The 16,182-nt window shown below is 44.0% G+C and carries 14 protein-coding genes and 1 other annotated feature; of the genes, 12 read left to right on the forward strand and 2 right to left on the reverse strand.

From position 1 onward, the window contains the following. The 6 genes from thrB to RWX26_RS03335 form a co-directional block, all read left to right on the forward strand. Window positions 1-676 (forward strand): homoserine kinase (gene thrB / locus RWX26_RS03310; RefSeq protein ID WP_314579141.1); only part of this gene is annotated, 676 nt, incomplete at its 5' end. Between the two features lie 336 nt (window positions 677-1,012). Continuing rightward, a complete protein-coding gene (gene murB, locus RWX26_RS03315) occupies window positions 1,013-1,918 on the forward strand; it encodes a UDP-N-acetylmuramate dehydrogenase (RefSeq protein WP_002897679.1) in 906 nt (301 codons plus the stop codon). A gap of 181 nt (window positions 1,919-2,099) precedes the next feature. Further along, window positions 2,100-3,257, forward strand: a complete 1,158-nt coding sequence (locus RWX26_RS03320; RefSeq protein WP_002906676.1) for an ABC transporter ATP-binding protein — start codon at window positions 2,100-2,102, stop codon at window positions 3,255-3,257. Then, entirely contained in the window at window positions 3,238-4,044 is an 807-nt protein-coding gene (locus RWX26_RS03325) for an ABC transporter permease (protein WP_314579146.1), read from the forward strand. The genes RWX26_RS03320 and RWX26_RS03325 overlap by 20 nt, the downstream gene beginning before the upstream one ends. Continuing rightward, the gene (locus tag RWX26_RS03330) at window positions 4,041-4,814 is read left to right on the forward strand and encodes an ABC transporter permease (RefSeq protein ID WP_002900472.1); all 774 of its coding nucleotides are present in this window, start codon (window positions 4,041-4,043) and stop codon (window positions 4,812-4,814) included. Before RWX26_RS03325 ends, RWX26_RS03330 begins: the two co-directional genes overlap by 4 nt. Next, the gene (locus tag RWX26_RS03335) at window positions 4,811-5,881 is read left to right on the forward strand and encodes an ABC transporter substrate-binding protein (protein ID WP_314579150.1); all 1,071 of its coding nucleotides are present in this window, start codon (window positions 4,811-4,813) and stop codon (window positions 5,879-5,881) included. The genes RWX26_RS03330 and RWX26_RS03335 overlap by 4 nt, the downstream gene beginning before the upstream one ends. A 71-nt stretch (window positions 5,882-5,952) precedes the next feature. Here the strand turns inward: RWX26_RS03335 and RWX26_RS03340 are convergent, their stop codons facing one another. Together RWX26_RS03340 and ppdK are read right to left on the reverse strand one after the other, a co-directional pair. Continuing rightward, window positions 5,953-6,369 carry a DUF6556 family protein gene (locus RWX26_RS03340; RefSeq protein ID WP_125330961.1) on the reverse strand — a complete coding sequence of 139 codons (417 nt, stop codon included), beginning with the start codon at window positions 6,367-6,369 and terminating at the stop codon, window positions 5,953-5,955. Window positions 6,370-6,553: 184 nt separating this feature from the next. After that, window positions 6,554-9,175, reverse strand: coding sequence for a pyruvate, phosphate dikinase (gene ppdK, locus RWX26_RS03345; RefSeq protein WP_314579154.1), 2,622 nt, complete (start codon window positions 9,173-9,175; stop codon window positions 6,554-6,556). Window positions 9,176-9,419: 244 nt separating this feature from the next. Here ppdK and RWX26_RS03350 point away from each other — a divergent pair, with 244 nt between their 5' ends. From RWX26_RS03350 to RWX26_RS03375, 6 genes are all read left to right on the forward strand, one after another. Beyond that, complete coding sequence (locus tag RWX26_RS03350) at window positions 9,420-10,049, forward strand: CBS domain-containing protein (RefSeq protein ID WP_002895628.1); 630 nt, start codon at window positions 9,420-9,422, stop codon at window positions 10,047-10,049. Between the two features lie 5 nt (window positions 10,050-10,054). Further along, window positions 10,055-10,873: a pyruvate, water dikinase regulatory protein gene (locus RWX26_RS03355; protein ID WP_293827451.1), complete on the forward strand. Its 819-nt coding sequence runs from the start codon at window positions 10,055-10,057 to the stop codon at window positions 10,871-10,873. Window positions 10,874-10,914: 41 nt separating this feature from the next. Further along, window positions 10,915-12,825, forward strand: coding sequence for a fructose-bisphosphatase class III (locus tag RWX26_RS03360; RefSeq protein ID WP_049539799.1), 1,911 nt, complete (start codon window positions 10,915-10,917; stop codon window positions 12,823-12,825). 98 nt (window positions 12,826-12,923) lie between these two features. Further along, on the forward strand, window positions 12,924-14,066 hold the full coding sequence (locus tag RWX26_RS03365; RefSeq protein WP_314579160.1) for a cysteine desulfurase family protein: 1,143 nt from the start codon (window positions 12,924-12,926) through the stop codon (window positions 14,064-14,066). A gap of 3 nt (window positions 14,067-14,069) precedes the next feature. Then, window positions 14,070-15,284, forward strand: a complete 1,215-nt coding sequence (gene thiI / locus RWX26_RS03370) for a tRNA uracil 4-sulfurtransferase ThiI (RefSeq protein WP_314579162.1) — start codon at window positions 14,070-14,072, stop codon at window positions 15,282-15,284. A gap of 21 nt (window positions 15,285-15,305) precedes the next feature. After that, entirely contained in the window at window positions 15,306-15,827 is a 522-nt protein-coding gene (locus tag RWX26_RS03375; protein ID WP_314579166.1) for an isoprenylcysteine carboxylmethyltransferase family protein, read from the forward strand. 170 nt (window positions 15,828-15,997) lie between these two features. Further along, window positions 15,998-16,177 (forward strand) — a sequence feature (ribosomal protein L21 leader region). The last annotated feature ends 5 nt before the right edge of the window (window positions 16,178-16,182 follow it).

A 16,182-nucleotide genomic window follows, 5' to 3' on the forward strand; every position in this document is an offset into this window, starting at 1 on the left:
TCCAGATATTCAGCCACGCCGTTTGAAAATGACCAGTGATATTCCATTGGCTCGTGGGCTTGGGTCTTCTAGTTCGGTCATTGTGGCTGGGATTGAATTGGCCAACCAGCTGGCTCATCTTAATTTGTCGGATTATCAGAAACTGAAAATCGCTACCAAGATTGAAGGTCATCCTGACAATGTTGCGCCAGCTATTTATGGTAATTTGGTCGTATCTAGTTCATCTAGAAATCAGGTGTCTGCTGTGGTAGCGGACTTTCCGGACGCAGACTTCATCGCCTATATCCCAGACTATGAGCTTCGGACGGTTGAGAGCCGCCAAGTCTTACCAAATCGGCTTTCTTACAAGGAAGCTGTTGCGGCTAGCTCCATTGCCAATGTTGCGATTGCAGCTCTTTTAAAAGGTGATATGAAAATCGCTGGTCGGGCTATCGAGTCTGATTTGTTCCACGAGAAATACCGTCAGCCTTTGATCAAGGAATTTTCAGATATTAAGTTCTTGGCCAGAAAAAACGGCTCTTATGCAACCTATATCTCAGGAGCGGGGCCGACTGTTATGGTCTTATCACCTAAGCACAAGACGGAGACGATTTATCAGCTTCTGCAAAAACAGAATTTCAAAGGGCAAATCTTCCGGCTTCAGGTAGACACAGAGGGCGTCCGGGTAGAAAAATAAATCATCAAGAGGTTCACTATGAGCCTCTTTTTTCATTTGTAAGCTATGGAGTTGATATCCCTATCTTTTTATACCTAACTGTGCTATAATGGATCTAGCTTAAAGGAGGATAATTCACTTTATGGATCATTTAGAATTACAGGCTCTGGCGAGTGGAGCGGGAGCTTTCGGTGCCATCAGGAATGCTCTTTCTACTCAAACACAACGTTTTGCTACTAGGCAATTATAATCATTAAAAAGCTGACCTTTCTCAGCTTTTTCTTTGTAATCTATCGTAAATGCCATAGATTTTTGATATAATAGAGTGTATTTTGTTTACATAAAAGAGAGAAAATCATGCAAAAACTAGAGAAATTAAAATCTGAATTAGAGGGAATCGACATTCGCTTCAATGAGCCTTTGAGTCAATACACCTACACAAAGGTCGGGGGTGCAGCCGATTTCTTAGTTTTCCCCCGCAATCGTTATGAGCTGGCTCGTATTGTCAATTTTGCCAATCAAGAAGACATTCCTTGGATGGTGCTGGGAAATGCCAGTAATATCATTGTGAGAGATGGCGGTATCCGAGGTTTCGTGATTATGTTTGACAAGCTCAATAATGTAGCAGTAGATGGCTATATGATTGAGGCAGAGGCTGGAGCTAATCTGATTCAGACAACCCATATCGCCTTGCAGAACAGTCTGACTGGCTTTGAGTTTGCCTGTGGTATTCCAGGTAGCGTTGGCGGAGCTGTCTTTATGAACGCTGGGGCTTATGGCGGCGAGATTGCTCATGTCTTGGTGTCTTGCAAGGTACTGACTCCTCAGGGTCAAGTCAAAACGCTGGATGTTCGGGATATGAAGTTCGGCTATCGTCACTCACTGGTTCAGGAAACAGGCGACATTGTTATTTCTGCTAAGTTTGCTCTTTCGCCTGGTGTTCACAGAACGATTCGTCAGGAAATGGAGCGCTTAACCCATCTGCGGGAGCTCAAGCAGCCTTTGGAATATCCATCCTGTGGCTCTGTTTTCAAGCGTCCTTTGGGTCACTTTGCTGGTCAGCTCATTAGTGAAGCAGGACTCAAAGGTCATCGGATCGGTGGTGTAGAGGTATCTGAGAAGCATGCCGGCTTTATGATTAACGTCGATAAAGGAACGGCTCAAGATTACGAAAATCTTATCGCTCATGTGATTGAAAGGGTGCGGGAAAATTCAGGTATTACTCTGGAGCGCGAAGTCCGCATCATTGGTGAATCTCTGTAAGACAGATATGATTTCCAGTAGAAGTATGCTGGATAAGGAACTGCAGCTGGCTGCAACTTAGTAAGGGGGTGAAAGCCTATCGACACGGAATTTATAAAGGGCCTTTACAGCCCTCATGAGGTAGCAGCGGTCTGACAGAACCCTTAATCTGTTAATACGAGAAAGAAGGAATTTATGACAATTGAAAAAACCAATCATCGAGTTTAAAAACGTTTCAAAAGTTTTTGAAGATAATAATACTGTCGTTCTGAAAGATATTAATTTCGAGTTGGAAGAAGGAAAGTTCTATACTTTGCTGGGATCTTCTGGTTCTGGAAAATCAACGATTCTGAACATTATTGCCGGTCTTTTGGACGCGACAGACGGGGATATTTTTCTTGATGGCGTCCGCATCAATGATATTCCGACTAATAAAAGAGACGTTCACACGGTTTTTCAGTCCTATGCACTGTTTCCGCATATGAATGTTTTTGAAAATGTTGCCTTTCCGCTGCGTCTGCGCAAGGTTGATAAAAAAGAAATTCAAGAGCGGGTTGCAGAAGTGCTGAAAATGGTTCAGCTGGAAGGTTTTGAGCGCCGTTCTATTCGCAAACTGTCGGGCGGCCAGCGCCAGCGTGTAGCCATTGCGCGGGCAATCATTAATCAGCCACGGGTCGTTTTGCTGGATGAGCCGCTGTCTGCTCTGGATTTGAAGCTGCGTACGGACATGCAGTATGAGCTGCGGGAATTGCAGCAGCGTCTGGGCATTACCTTTGTCTTTGTCACACACGACCAAGAGGAAGCCTTGGCTATGAGTGACTGGATTTTCGTTATGAATGATGGGGAGATTGTTCAGTCGGGAACGCCTGTTGATATTTATGACGAGCCTATCAACCATTTTGTTGCAACCTTCATTGGCGAGTCCAATATTCTGCCTGGAAAGATGATTGAAGACTATCTGGTTGAGTTTAACGGCAAGCGCTTTGAAGCAGTGGATGGCGGGATGCGTCCAAATGAAGCTGTCGAGGTGGTGATTCGGCCGGAGGACTTGCGGATTACTCTGCCAGAAGAAGGCAAGCTGCAGGTTAAAGTTGATACCCAGCTTTTCCGTGGCGTTCACTATGAGATTATCGCTTATGATGAACTGGGCAATGAATGGATGATTCACTCGACTCGCAAGGCCATTGTTGGTGAAGAAATTGGTCTACATTTCGAGCCTGAAGATATCCATATCATGCGTCTCAATGAAACTGAAGAAGAATTCGATGCCCGTATCGAAGAATATGTAGAAGTAGAAGAGCAGGAAGCGGGGCTGATCAATGCTATTGAGGAGGAACGCGATGAAGAAAACAACCTCTAATCTTTTTCTCTTGCCCTACCTGCTCTGGATTTTCCTCTTTGTCTTGGCACCTGTTGTCATGATTATCTGGAAGTCCTTCTTCAACATTGAGGGCCAGTTTACGCTGGAAAATTACCAGACCTACTTCACATCGCAGAACTGGACCTATCTCAAGATGAGTCTGAATTCGGTTCTTTATGCAGGAATTATTACTGTCGTAACCCTGCTGATTTCCTATCCGACCGCATTCTTTTTGACTCAGCTCAAGCACAAGCAGCTCTGGCTCATGCTGATTGTCCTGCCGACCTGGATCAATCTTCTGCTCAAAGCTTATGCTTTCATCGGTATTTTTGGTCAGAATGGCTCAATTAACCAATTTTTGACTTTTATCGGAGTAGGACCGCAGCAGATTCTCTTTACGGACTTTTCATTTATCTTTGTAGCCAGCTACATCGAGCTGCCTTTTATGATTCTGCCCATTTTCAATGTTCTGGATGATTTGGATCCAAATCTTATCAATGCCAGCTATGACTTGGGAGCTAATCGCTGGGAGACTTTCCGTCGGGTTGTTTTCCCTTTGTCCTTGGATGGTGTCAGAAGTGGAGTGCAGTCCGTCTTTATCCCTAGTCTCAGTCTCTTCATGCTGACTCGCTTAATCGGGGGGAATCGAGTGATTACTCTGGGAACTGCCATTGAGCAGCACTTCCTGACTACTCAAAACTGGGGCATGGGCTCTACTATCGGAGTGGTGCTGATTGTTGCTATGCTCTTTACCATGTGGGCAACCAAGGAAAGGAGAGGGCGATGAAAAAAATTGCAAATCTCTATCTGGCCTTTGTCTTTTTGGTGCTCTACATCCCCATCTTTTACCTGATTGCTTATGCCTTTAATGCTGGGGAAGACATGAATCGTTTTACAGGATTCAGTCTCAGTCATTTTCAGAATCTCTTTGAGGATTCACGCTTGATTTTGATTTTGGTTCAGACTTTCTTTCTGGCTTTTCTGTCTTCGTTGATTGCGACGCTGATTGGAACTTTTGGAGCCATCTATATTTATCAAGCTCGCAAGAAATATCAGGATGCCTTTCTGTCTATCAACAATATCCTCATGGTGGCACCGGATGTCATGATTGGGGCAAGTTTTCTGATTCTCTTTACCACTGCAAAATTCCAGCTAGGCTTCCTTTCTGTGCTGGCTAGCCATGTGGCCTTTTCCATTCCGATTGTGGTGCTGATGATTCTTCCGCGTCTGAAAGAAATGAATGATGATATGATTAAGGCTGCCTATGACCTAGGCGCTAGCCAATTGCAAATGCTGAAAGAAATCATGCTACCTTATCTGACTCCAGCCATTATTGCTGGCTATTTCATGGCTTTTACCTATTCGCTAGATGACTTTGCAGTAACTTTCTTCGTTACAGGCAATGGTTTCTCTACTCTGTCTGTTGAGATTTACTCCCGTGCTCGTCAGGGAATTTCTCTGGAAATCAATGCCCTGTCAGCCTTGGTATTTCTCTTTAGCATTGCTTTGGTAATTGGGTATTACTTTATCACCCGTGAGAAGGAGGAGACCGTATGAGAAAGCTCTATTCATTTTTAGCGGGGATTCTGCTGATTATCTTAGTCTTGTGGGGTGTTGGTTACCAGATTGAAAGTCGGACTCAGAGCAAGGAGAGCGATAAGCTGGTCATTTACAACTGGGGTGACTATATCGATCCTGAGCTTCTGACTGAGTTTACTAAGGAAACTGGTGTCCAAATCCAGTACGATACCTTTGACTCCAATGAAGCCATGTATACAAAAGTGAAGCAGGGCGGCACAACCTACGACATTGCGATTCCCAGTGAATATATGATTGCTAAGATGATGAAGGAAGGCTTGTTAGAAAAGCTAGATCATAGCCAGATTAAAGGTTTGGAAAATATCGGATCTGACTTTTTAGACCAGCCTTTCGATCCTGGAAATCAGTATTCGATTCCTTATTTTTGGGGAACGCTGGGCATTGTCTACAATGAAAAAATGGTTGATAAAGCTCCAGAGCATTGGAATGATCTATGGCGTCCTGAATACAAAAACTCCATCATGATGATTGATGGAGCCCGTGAAGTCATGGGAATTGGTCTGAACTCGGATGGCCATAGTCTCAACTCCAAAGATGCAGATCAGTTGCAGGAGGCTGTCGACAAGCTCTACACTCTGACGCCAAATATCAAGGCCATTGTGGCTGATGAGATGAAAGGATACATGATTCAGAACAATGCAGCTATCGGTGTGACCTTTTCTGGCGAGGCTCGGCAGATGCTGGAGGCCAATGAAGACCTACGCTATGTCGTGCCAACAGAAGCCAGCAATCTTTGGTTTGACAATATTGTCATTCCCAAAACAGTCAAAAACAAAAAAGCAGCCTATCAGTTTATTAACTTTATGCTGAGACCGGAAAATGCTTATAAGAACGCCCTTTATGTTGGTTATTCGACACCAAATCTTCCTGCCAAGGCCATGCTGCCTAAGGAAATTCAGGAAGATGAAGCTTTTTATCCGACTGAGGAAACGATGAAACATCTGGAAGTTTATGAGCAGTTGGGCCCTAAATGGCTGGGGACATACAACGACCTCTATCTTCAAGTCAAGATGTATCGGAAATGATAGTCAAGCAAGGTTGCTTGATGAATACAAGAAAAACGCCTGGCTCTTAGAGCTGGACGTTTTCTGCTTGTTTAGTTTGAAGCTTCTGTCTGTGTATTGGTTGCAGTGTCTGCCGCAGAGCTAGAAGCAGTAGTGTCGCCTGCTGCTGTATCTGCTGCAGAACTAGACGCACTAGTCTCAACCGCTGCTGTATCGCTGCTGGAAGCAGCTGTATCAGTTGCAGCCGTTGAAGCAGGGCTGCTTGTTTCTTTTTCGATTTCCTTGATAATGGTAGTCGTTGCAGTGGAGCTGCTGGTATCAGATTTTGATTTTTCATCCTTATGACTGGTCAGATTCATGATCGTGATGCTGGCAATGATGATGGATAAGATACTGGCAATCGTTGCAATAGTCTTTTGGAAGGCTGAAAGGCCGGTTTTAATATGCTGTTTAGTAGGTTTTTTAGATGATTTTGTCTTGTTTTTATTACTGCGAGAATAGTTTTCCATGCTTACAAGAATCTCCTTTTAAAATTTCAATGATTTCTTATCTCTCATTATACGTTTTTTATCTGAAAATGTCTTAAAAAAATCAAATTTTTATCTATGAAAACGCACACAGAAGATTGCTGTTAAGAAAAGAAGCTGCTCAAATTTGGATTGAGCAGCTTCTTGAGCTAGAATAGCAAAGTAATTACGCCTTCTCATCTTGGAGTGCCGCTTGAGCGACAGCTAGCCTTGCAGCTGGAACCCGATAAGGAGAGCAGGAGACGTAGGTGACACCAATTTCTTGGAAGAAAGGAATAGAAGCCGGATCACCACCGACCTCGCCGCAGATGCCGATTGAAAGGTCGGGCTTGACTTGACGCCCCTTGCTGATAGCTATCCGCATCAATTCACCAACTCCGGCTTGGTCGACAGTTTGGAAAGGATCAAAAGGAAGGATTTCTTTCTCCTTATAATGGCCGATGAATTTTCCAATATCGTCTCGTGAGAAGCCATAGGTCATCTGGGTCAGGTCGTTAGTACCAAAGCTGAAGAAGTCTGCTTCCTGAGCCAGCTGGTCTGCAACCAGACAGGCACGCGGAAGTTCAATCATGGTGCCAATTTCATAAGGGAAAGGTTCCTGACCTTGATGCCTAAAGAGCTTGTTGATATGTTGGGTCAGAAAGGCTTTGACAGATTCCAGCTCAGCCTTGTCTGCAATCAGCGGAATCATGATTTCTGGCTTGACGGTCAATCCTTCCTGACTCAGCTTGATAGCACTCTTGAAGACGGCTTCGATCTGCATCTTGTAAATCTCTGGTTGCGTAATCCCCAGACGGCAGCCGCGGTGACCTAGCATAGGATTACTTTCTTGCAATTGTTCAATGCGGCGAGTCAGTTTTTCTGGCGATTTGTGTAGTTTGTCAGCCAAAGCCTTGATTTCCTGTGAATCTTTAGGTAGAAATTCATGCATGGGCGGATCCAAAAGACGGATAATCATAGGTTTGTCCTGAACTGCTTTGAACATTTGATAGAAGTCTTCTTCTTGGAACTCCAGCAGTTTTTTGAGGGCGGATCTAGTTTCCAATTCATTGTCGGCCAGGATCAGGCGCCTCATTTCCAGAATCCGTTCCTGACCAAAGAACATGTGTTCGGTACGAGCCAGACCAATGCCCTTTGCCCCAAACTTAATAGCAGTTTTCAGATCCTGAACGGTCTCTGCGTTGGCACGGACTTTGAGTTGTGCGAACTCATCTGCCCATGAAAGCAGTCGTTGGAGTTCTTGGTCATTTTCGACTAGGACAGTCGGAATCTCACCACTATAAATGCGCCCAGAGCTGCCATCAACTGAAATGACATCACCCTCGGTCAAAACAAGACTTCCGCAGGAAACAGTTTTGCTGTCCTCGCTGATGGTCAGCTCTCCACAACCAGCCACACAGCAGGTTCCCATTCCTCGGGCTACGACAGCTGCGTGAGAGGTCATACCACCCTGACTGGTTACGATGGCTTGGCTGACCACCATGCCCTCAATGTCTTCAGGTGAAGTTTCCTGACGGACTAAAATGACCTTTTTACCCAAGGAGTGGTAGTCTTTGGCGCGCTCAGCTGTAAAGACAATCTCACCAGTTGCAGCACCAGGGCTGGCTGGCAGTCCTTGAGCCAAGAAAGGAGCATCTTGCAGAGCTTTTTCTTCAAATACAGGATGGATGAGCTGGCTAATCGTAGCAGGAGATACACGCTGGAGAGCTTCTTTTTTGCTGATAATGCCCTCGTCTACCAGATCTAAGGCGATTTTCAAAGATGCCTTGGCAGTCCGTTTACCGTTTCTAGTTTGGAGAATATAGAGTTTACCCTTTTCGATGGTAAATTCGATATCTTGCATGTCCTTATAGTGGTTTTCGAGAATCTTAGCATAGTCTTGGAAGGCTGCATAAGCCTGAGGGAGAGCTGTCTCAAGTGCAGCGATAGGCTCAGGAGTCCGAATACCGGCTACGACATCCTCTCCTTGTGCATTGAGCAAAAATTCGCCAAATAGCTGATGCTCACCACTGGCAGGGTTTCTCGTAAAGACGACTCCTGTACCACTGGCTTGGTCGCTATTGCCAAAGACCATGGCTTGGACATTTACCGCTGTTCCCAAATCATGAGGAATATCATTCAAGTTGCGGTAAACCTTAGCTCGGGGATTATTCCAAGACTTGAAGACCGCCTTGATAGCTGCATAGAGCTGTTCTTTTGAGCTTTGCGGGAAGGTTTGATGATGCTCACGATAAAGCTGCTTGTACTGGTCGATTAATGCTTGATGTTCTTCCAATGTGAAATCCTTGGCCTGTTTGCCAGCATTCCTTTCAAAATAGCCCAAGAGGTCATCGAACTCATCCTTGGAAATTCCATAAACCACATCAGCAAACATTTGCAGCAACCGGCGGTAGCAGTTGTAGGCAAAGTCAGCATTGGTCTGCTCAGCCAGAGTCTGGGTTCTTAAATCGTTCAGACCTAGATTGAGAATAGTGTCCATCATGCCCGGCATGGAAAACTTGGCTCCGCTTCGAACAGACACTAAGAGCAAGGCAGAGTCGTTGCCGCTGAAATATTTACCTGTTTTCTCTTCTAAATCAGTAATCGCTTTCAAAATATCTTCTTTTAAAGAAGATTCAAAGAAATAAGGGCTTTCTAAATATTCGATACAGCTTTCTGTAGTAATAGTAAAACCTGGAGGGACAGGCAGTCCCAAATTGGTCATTTCAGCTAGGTTGGCTCCTTTTCCGCCAAGCAGGGCTTTGTCATCTGCACATCCTTCCTCGAAGGAGTAAATCCATTTCGCCATATTTACCTCCAAAATTATGAAATATGTGTCATATTGTAGGACAACTACATTGTAATATACATCACATATATTTGTCAACCGAAAAAAGTATCCTGTTTTATTGACAATTTTTCTTTTTTTGTTATAATGTGTTACAAAATGATGATTATTTAAACGTTTAAAAATAAAATATGAGTAATAATTCCTAAATTTTAAGCGAAATCAGGCCAATCATCTACATAAAGAAAGAAGGAGTCAGACCTATTTGAAATTAAGTGAACGGCAAAAGAAAATTGTAGAAATTGTAAAAGAACACCAGCCACTCAGCGGTGAGAAAATCTCTGAATTACTCGATATTTCTCGGGCGACTCTGCGCTCGGACCTGTCTTTTCTGACTTTGGTTGGGATTTTGAAGGCTACACCTAAAGTTGGTTACACGTACTCGGGCTCGGATTTAGAGACGCTTTTCTTTTTCGATACCTTTCGAAAGGAAGTGGCGGAAATTATGACATCGCCTGTTTTGGTATCTCATGATTCCTTTATTCAAGATGCCATTATTACCTTATTTATGTATGATGCGGATGTTCTCTATGTCATTGATGAGCATAAGCTGCTATTAGGGATTTTGTCGCGTAAGGACTTGCTGCGGGCTTCGCTCAATACTAACATTGACAGCACTCCTGTAGCGGTCTGCATGACCCGAATGCCCCATATCAAAACTTGCTACAAGGATATGAATATTTTGGAAGCAGCAGCAGTTTTGCAGGATTTTTCGATTGATTCGCTGCCGGTAGTGGATAAGGATAATGAGCGTAAAATTTTAGGAACTGTGACCAAGTCAGCCCTGCTGGATTATATTATTCAAGAGGCCAGAAGCGCTGAGGTTAATAGATAAGAGGAATGAACATGAAGAAAGAAATTATTGTTTACAGCATTTCAGATTCTTTAGGGGGGACTTCGCAGAAGCTATTGTCTGCGGTGACAGCCCAGTACCCAGATATTATTTTTAATAACAGCTATCGTTTTCCATTTATCAACAAAGAAGAAGAATTGCTGGATATTCTGCGCGATGCCATCAAGGATGATGCCCTTGTGATTAGTACTCTGGTCGATGGCAAGCTAGCAGCTGTAGCTAGAGAGTTCAGTCAGTCCAATGGCCTTGCTTATCTGGATTTGATGCATCCATTTTTTGAGATTATCAGAGAAAAGACGGGCACCAGTCCTATAGAGGTGCCGGGTACTCTGCACCGGCTGGACACTGAGTATTTTAATAAAATCTCTGCTATTGAGTTTGCGGTCAAATACGACGATGGCAAGGCGCCGCAAGGATTTTTGGATTCGGATTTGGTGCTCTTGGGCGTCTCCCGAACATCTAAAACACCACTCAGTATTTATCTGGCTAATAAAGGCTACAAGGTTTCCAACTTGCCTTTGATTCCAGAAGTCCCTCTGCCTCAGGTATTGGATAAGGTTGAACCAGAGCGGATTATTGGCCTCTTATGTGAGCCAGAAAAACTGTCTAAGATACGTAGTAATCGCTTGAATTCTCTGGGATTAACCCAGTCGACTAGCTACACAGATCTGGAAAAGATATACGAAGAACTAGACTACTCAAAAGAAGTCTTTAAAAAGTATCGGGCACATGTCATCAATATCACGGATAAATCAATCGAGGAGACAGCTTTCTTGATTGAAGATCATTTGAAGAAATTGAGATAAGAGAGAAGATTGAGAAAGCGGTTATAGAGTGAGGGGATATGATGGAGCAATATAAGCGTATTTTACTGAAAGAATTTGACAGTCGGCAGAAGGTCATTACAGAGCTGACCAATCTAGAGGCAATTTTGAACCTACCCAAAGGAACGGAGCTGTATATCAGTGACATTCACGGGGAGTTTGCTGCATTTGACTATATTCTGAGAAGTTGTGCAGGTATCCTCAATGAGAAGATTAAGGACTGTTTTGGGGACAGCTTGTCAGAAGCTCATAAGGACCGCCTGTCAGCGCTGGTTTCCTATCCTGAGCTTGTGCTGGGGGAAGAAACTAAATACCAAGACTGGTATCAGGAAACTATTCCCCAGCTCTTGAACTTGCTGGCTTTTGCAGGTGCAAAATACAGTCGTTCCAAGGTCAGAAAGGCTTTGCCGCCACAGTATGCCTATATTATCGAGGAGTTGCTCTATAGCGACAGGGCTTTGGCTGATAAAAAGTCCTATTTTGAGAATATCCTGACTTATGTGATTGAATTGCGGGAAGCGGTGCCTTTTATTCTAGGCTTGGCCCGAAGTATTCGGCAGTTGTTGATTGACCATCTGCATGTGGTTGGAGATATTTTTGACAGAGGAGCCGGCAGTGCTCAGGTCATGGATGAACTGCAGCGTTTTCACTCGCTCGATATTCAGTGGGGCAATCACGACATTATCTGGATGGGAGCCTTTTTTGGCTCTAAGGCCTGCTTACTCAATGTGCTGCGCATCGCAGCTCGCTATGGCTATCTCTGGGATATAGAGAAAGATTATGGTTTAAACCTGCGCTCCTTGACTCTTTTTGCGGACAAGACTTACCAGTCTAATCCTAAGTTTAGGCCTATTCTTGGTGGCAGAGAGCAGGAGTTTTCTGAAGAGGAAATTCTGCAGCTGGAAAAGGTTCACCAAGCCTTAGCGATTATCCAGTTCAAGCTGGAAAATCAGCTCATCAAACGACGACCTGAATTCCAGATGCAGGATCATGTTATGCTGGACAAGATTGACTATTGGGAAGAAAGTGTTACGATTGACGATACCAAGCATGCCCTGGTTAATACCTGCTTCCAAACTATCAATCCTGAAAATCCGTCAGCTTTGACACCAGAAGAAAATCAAGCTGTAGACAGTATGCTGGCCTCGTTCCAAAGTTCTCTTAAGATGGCAGAACATATGAGTCTTCTGATGAACAAGGGCTCTATGTATAAGATTTACAACCAGCACTTGCTTTTTCACGGCTGCATTCCTCTGGAGCCGTCAGGAGAATTCCAGCCTTTCATTCTCAATCAAGCCCATTACTCTGGCAAGGAATTGCTGGATTTCTTTGAGTATCATATTCGACAGGCGGCCAAGGACAAGGAAGTGGGCGATGATTTGTCGACTGATTTGATTTGGTATTGCTGGAAAGGCAAGTTGTCTCCTCTGTTTGGCAAAGAAAAGATGACTACCTTGGAGCGCTATTTCATTGAAGATAAGGACACCCACAAGGAAGTAGAAAATTCTTATTTTTCTTATCGAAATTCTGAGAAAGTCTGCCAGCTGATTTTGGAAGAATTTGGCCTCTTTTCTCAAGAGTCTAGAATGGTCAATGGTCATACTCCGGTTAAGACAGGCAAGGGAGAGTCACCTATCCGTGGGGGCGGTCTGCTCTTTGTCATTGATGGTGGCCTCTGCAAGGCCTATCAGAAGAAGACTGGAACGGCTGGCTATTCACTGCTCAATAATTCCTATGGCTTCCAGCTAGTGACCCATCAGCCTTTCCAAAATGCTCAAAAAGTTGTAGAATCGCCTTTTGCTCAGACCTCCCTGAAAAAGGTGATTGAAAATGTAGAGGAACGAACCCTCATCAAATCTACTACCATCGGTCAGAGCTTGTTCGCTCAACAACAGGAACTCTTTGGCTTGCTGCATGAGTTTTATGACCGGTGATGTTTAGTCCTAAGTTCTAAGAATTTAGGGCTTTTTCTTTCTTGTTCCAGTTTCTCTTTCGTGTTACAATAGGAGTATTGAAATTTAGAGGAAAGAACATGATTTATTTAGATAATTCAGCGACGACCAAGCCTTATCCTGAGGCTTTGGCTGCTTACACAGAAGTAGCTTCTAAAATCTGGGGAAATCCATCCAGTCTGCACAGTTTAGGCAGTCAGGCAACCCGTCTTTTAGAAGCTTCTCGCAGGCAAATAGCAGAGCTTTTAGGCAAGTCTTCTTCGGAGATTTTTTTTACGTCCGGAGGGACAGAAGGGGACAACTGGGTGCTAAAGGGAGTTGCCTTTGAAAAGATTCCCTTTGGCAAACACATCATCGTATCTAATATTGAGCATCCCGCGGTTAAAGAATCAGCCCTCTGGCTTCAGAACCAAGGGTTTGAAATAGATTTTGCGCCAGTGGACAAGGCAGGTTTTGTTGAGGTAGACAAGCTAGAGGAGTTGATTCGACCAGACACCACTCTGATCTCCATCATGGCTATCAATAATGAAATTGGCAGTTTTCAGCCCATTCAGAAAATATCCGAACTGCTATCAGACAAGCCGACTATTTCCTTTCATGTGGACGCTGTACAGGCTGTTACGAAGATTCCAACAGCTGCTTATCTGACGGATCGTGTGGATTTTGCGACATTTTCCAGTCATAAATTTCACGGTGTCCGGGGAGTAGGATTTGTCTATATCAAGTCTGGTAAGAAAATCAGTCCCCTCTTGACTGGTGGCGGCCAGGAGTCAGACAAGCGCTCAACGACGGAAAATTTAGCTGGCATTGCAGCGACGGCCAAGGCCCTGAGGCTGTCTATGGAAAAGCAAGAAGTATTTGCCCAGCGGACGGCTCAGATGAAGAAGATTCTCCTTGAAGAGCTACAGAAGTATCCAGATGTGGTGATTTTCTCAGACATGGAGGATTTTGCGCCCCATATACTAACCTTTGGTATCAAGGGAGTGCGGGGTGAAGTCATCGTCCATGCATTTGAAGACTACGAGATCTATATCTCGACTACCAGCGCTTGCTCTTCCAAGGCTGGAAAGCCAGCAGGAACCCTAATCGCTATGGGGGTCGAAAAGTCTCTCGCTCAAACTGCTGTCCGTATCAGTTTGGATTTTGACAACGATATGAGCCAGATGGAGCAGTTTTTGACAACTTTTAAAATTATTTACGAAAAAACAAGAAAAGTAAGGTAAACAATGCAATATTCAGAAATTATGGTACGCTACGGTGAACTCTCAACCAAGGGCAAGAACCGCATGCGCTTTATCAACAAACTCAAACGCAATATCCAATCAGTCTTATCAATCTATCCGAGGGTTCATGTCAAGGCTGACCGTGACCGCACTCATATCTATCTGCAAGGAACCGACTATCAGCCAGTCGCCGAATCGCTCAAGCAGATTTTTGGGATTCAGAATTTCTCGCCATCTTATAGGGTTAAAAAGTCTGTACCAGCCTTGATTGAAGCTGTTCAAACAATCATGAAGCAAGTCTATCAGGAAGGCATGACCTTTAAGATTGCTAGCAAGCGCAGTGATCACAGCTTTGAGTTAGATAGCCGCGAGCTTAATCAGACATTGGGGGATGCTGTTTTTGAGGCTATTCCCAATGTTCAGGTCAAGATGAAAGCGCCGGATATTGAGCTACGTGTCGAAATTCGTGAAGAAGCGGCCTATATTTCTTATGAGACGATTCGTGGTGCTGGAGGCCTGCCAGTTGGCACTTCAGGAAAAGGTATGCTCATGCTGTCGGGAGGAATTGACTCACCAGTGGCTGGCTATCTGGCTCTCAAGCGCGGTGTGGATATTGAGGCGGTTCACTTTGCCAGTCCGCCTTACACCAGTCCAGGTGCGTTGAAAAAAGCTCAGGATCTGACTCGGAAACTGACCAAGTTTGGCGGTAATATCCAGTTTATCGAAGTCCCTTTTACAGAGATTCAGGAGGAAATCAAGGCCAAGGCTCCAGAAGCCTACCTGATGACACTGACTCGTCGCTTTATGATGCGGATTACAGACCGGATTCGGGAGGAGAGGGGCGCTCAAGTCATTATCAACGGAGAAAGTCTTGGTCAGGTGGCAAGTCAAACCATTGAAAGTATGCAGGCTATCAACGCTGTGACCAATACACCAGTTATCCGTCCTGTCGTGACCATGGACAAGCTGGAAATCATTGAGATTGCAGAGAAAATTGATACTTTCCAAATTTCTATCCAGCCATTTGAAGACTGCTGTACCATTTTTGCTCCAGATCGGCCAAAAACCAATCCAAAAATCAAGAATGCTGAGAAGTACGAAACTTACCTAGATGTTGAAGGCTTGGTTGAGCGCGCTGTCGCAGGCATCATGATTACAGAAATCAGACCGCAAGCAGAGGCTGATGAAGTTGATGAGCTGATTGAGGGGCTCTTGTAAAAGCGAGAGAAGGTGACCTTTATGCTTGCTGTTTTTCTCTTAATTCCTTTTCTGCTGATTCGTTTTCCTTTATTGAGTCATTTGACCAAAAATGCTTTGTCACGCGCAACTTATTTTGCACCAGTCCAAGGAAAAGAAAAGATAGCTTATATGATTTATCAATTGAGCAATCTAGCCTTGTTCATAATTTCTTTTTTCCTTGAAATCAACTTTCATTTTTCTGTTTTCTTTTATGCTGGAGTGGCTATTTACTTGTTTGGTTTGGCTTTGTGTGCTATCAGTATGAGGGATTTCGCTAGACCAGATGCAAACGGCATGAATACAAAGGGTCTTTATCGCTATTCCCGTAATCCCATGTATGTAGCTTATTTTGTTTGTTTTTTGGGAATAGCTTTTTTGACCAAAACAATGATTTTCTTTCTGATTTTAGTGACTTTTCAGACTGCGGCCCACTGGATTATCCTCTCTGAGGAGCGCTGGTGTCTTGAAAAATTCGGAAAGTCATATCAAGCCTATCAAGATAAGGTACGGCGTTATATTTAGAATTTTTTGAACTAATAATTATTTAATAAAACTGTTAGCAGATAACAGAGGTTGTCCTGGTTCATTAGTGGACAAAATCTAAAGATAATACTTGAAAATCCGTTTTCATGAGATGAAAAAGCTTGCTAAAGAGCTCCAGAAGTGCTATACTTATAGAGTTGACTATGCACATTCCTGTGCAACCGCACGAACATCGTTGCTCGTCGTATAACAAATTTAAACTTTGTTATTATCGCCTTGCCTAACACAAGTTATGCCTTCGGCTCAATTCCTAGTTTATTCTTTGTTATACTTAGAGCTCTTCTCTTAAGTGGTTCGTCCCACGATGCTAGGCGAGTCTTCACAAAAATACGGG

Source organism: uncultured Streptococcus sp. (assembly GCF_963536705.1).
GTDB lineage: Bacteria > Bacillota > Bacilli > Lactobacillales > Streptococcaceae > Streptococcus.

Excerpts from the sequence above, each read along its gene's own strand:
- RWX26_RS03335 (WP_314579150.1), top strand. The coding sequence starts at position 4,811 with ATGAGAAAGCTCTATTCATTTTTAGCGGGGATTCTGCTGATTATCTTA.
- ppdK (WP_314579154.1), bottom strand. The coding sequence starts at position 9,175 with ATGGCGAAATGGATTTACTCCTTCGAGGAAGGATGTGCAGATGACAAA.
- RWX26_RS03325 (WP_314579146.1), top strand. The coding sequence starts at position 3,238 with ATGAAGAAAACAACCTCTAATCTTTTTCTCTTGCCCTACCTGCTCTGG.
- RWX26_RS03365 (WP_314579160.1), top strand. The coding sequence starts at position 12,924 with ATGATTTATTTAGATAATTCAGCGACGACCAAGCCTTATCCTGAGGCT.
- thiI (WP_314579162.1), top strand. The coding sequence starts at position 14,070 with ATGCAATATTCAGAAATTATGGTACGCTACGGTGAACTCTCAACCAAG.
- RWX26_RS03340 (WP_125330961.1), bottom strand. The coding sequence starts at position 6,369 with ATGGAAAACTATTCTCGCAGTAATAAAAACAAGACAAAATCATCTAAA.
- RWX26_RS03375 (WP_314579166.1), top strand. The coding sequence starts at position 15,306 with ATGCTTGCTGTTTTTCTCTTAATTCCTTTTCTGCTGATTCGTTTTCCT.
- RWX26_RS03355 (WP_293827451.1), top strand. The coding sequence starts at position 10,055 with ATGAACATGAAGAAAGAAATTATTGTTTACAGCATTTCAGATTCTTTA.
- RWX26_RS03330 (WP_002900472.1), top strand. The coding sequence starts at position 4,041 with ATGAAAAAAATTGCAAATCTCTATCTGGCCTTTGTCTTTTTGGTGCTC.
- murB (WP_002897679.1), top strand. The coding sequence starts at position 1,013 with ATGCAAAAACTAGAGAAATTAAAATCTGAATTAGAGGGAATCGACATT.
- RWX26_RS03360 (WP_049539799.1), top strand. The coding sequence starts at position 10,915 with ATGGAGCAATATAAGCGTATTTTACTGAAAGAATTTGACAGTCGGCAG.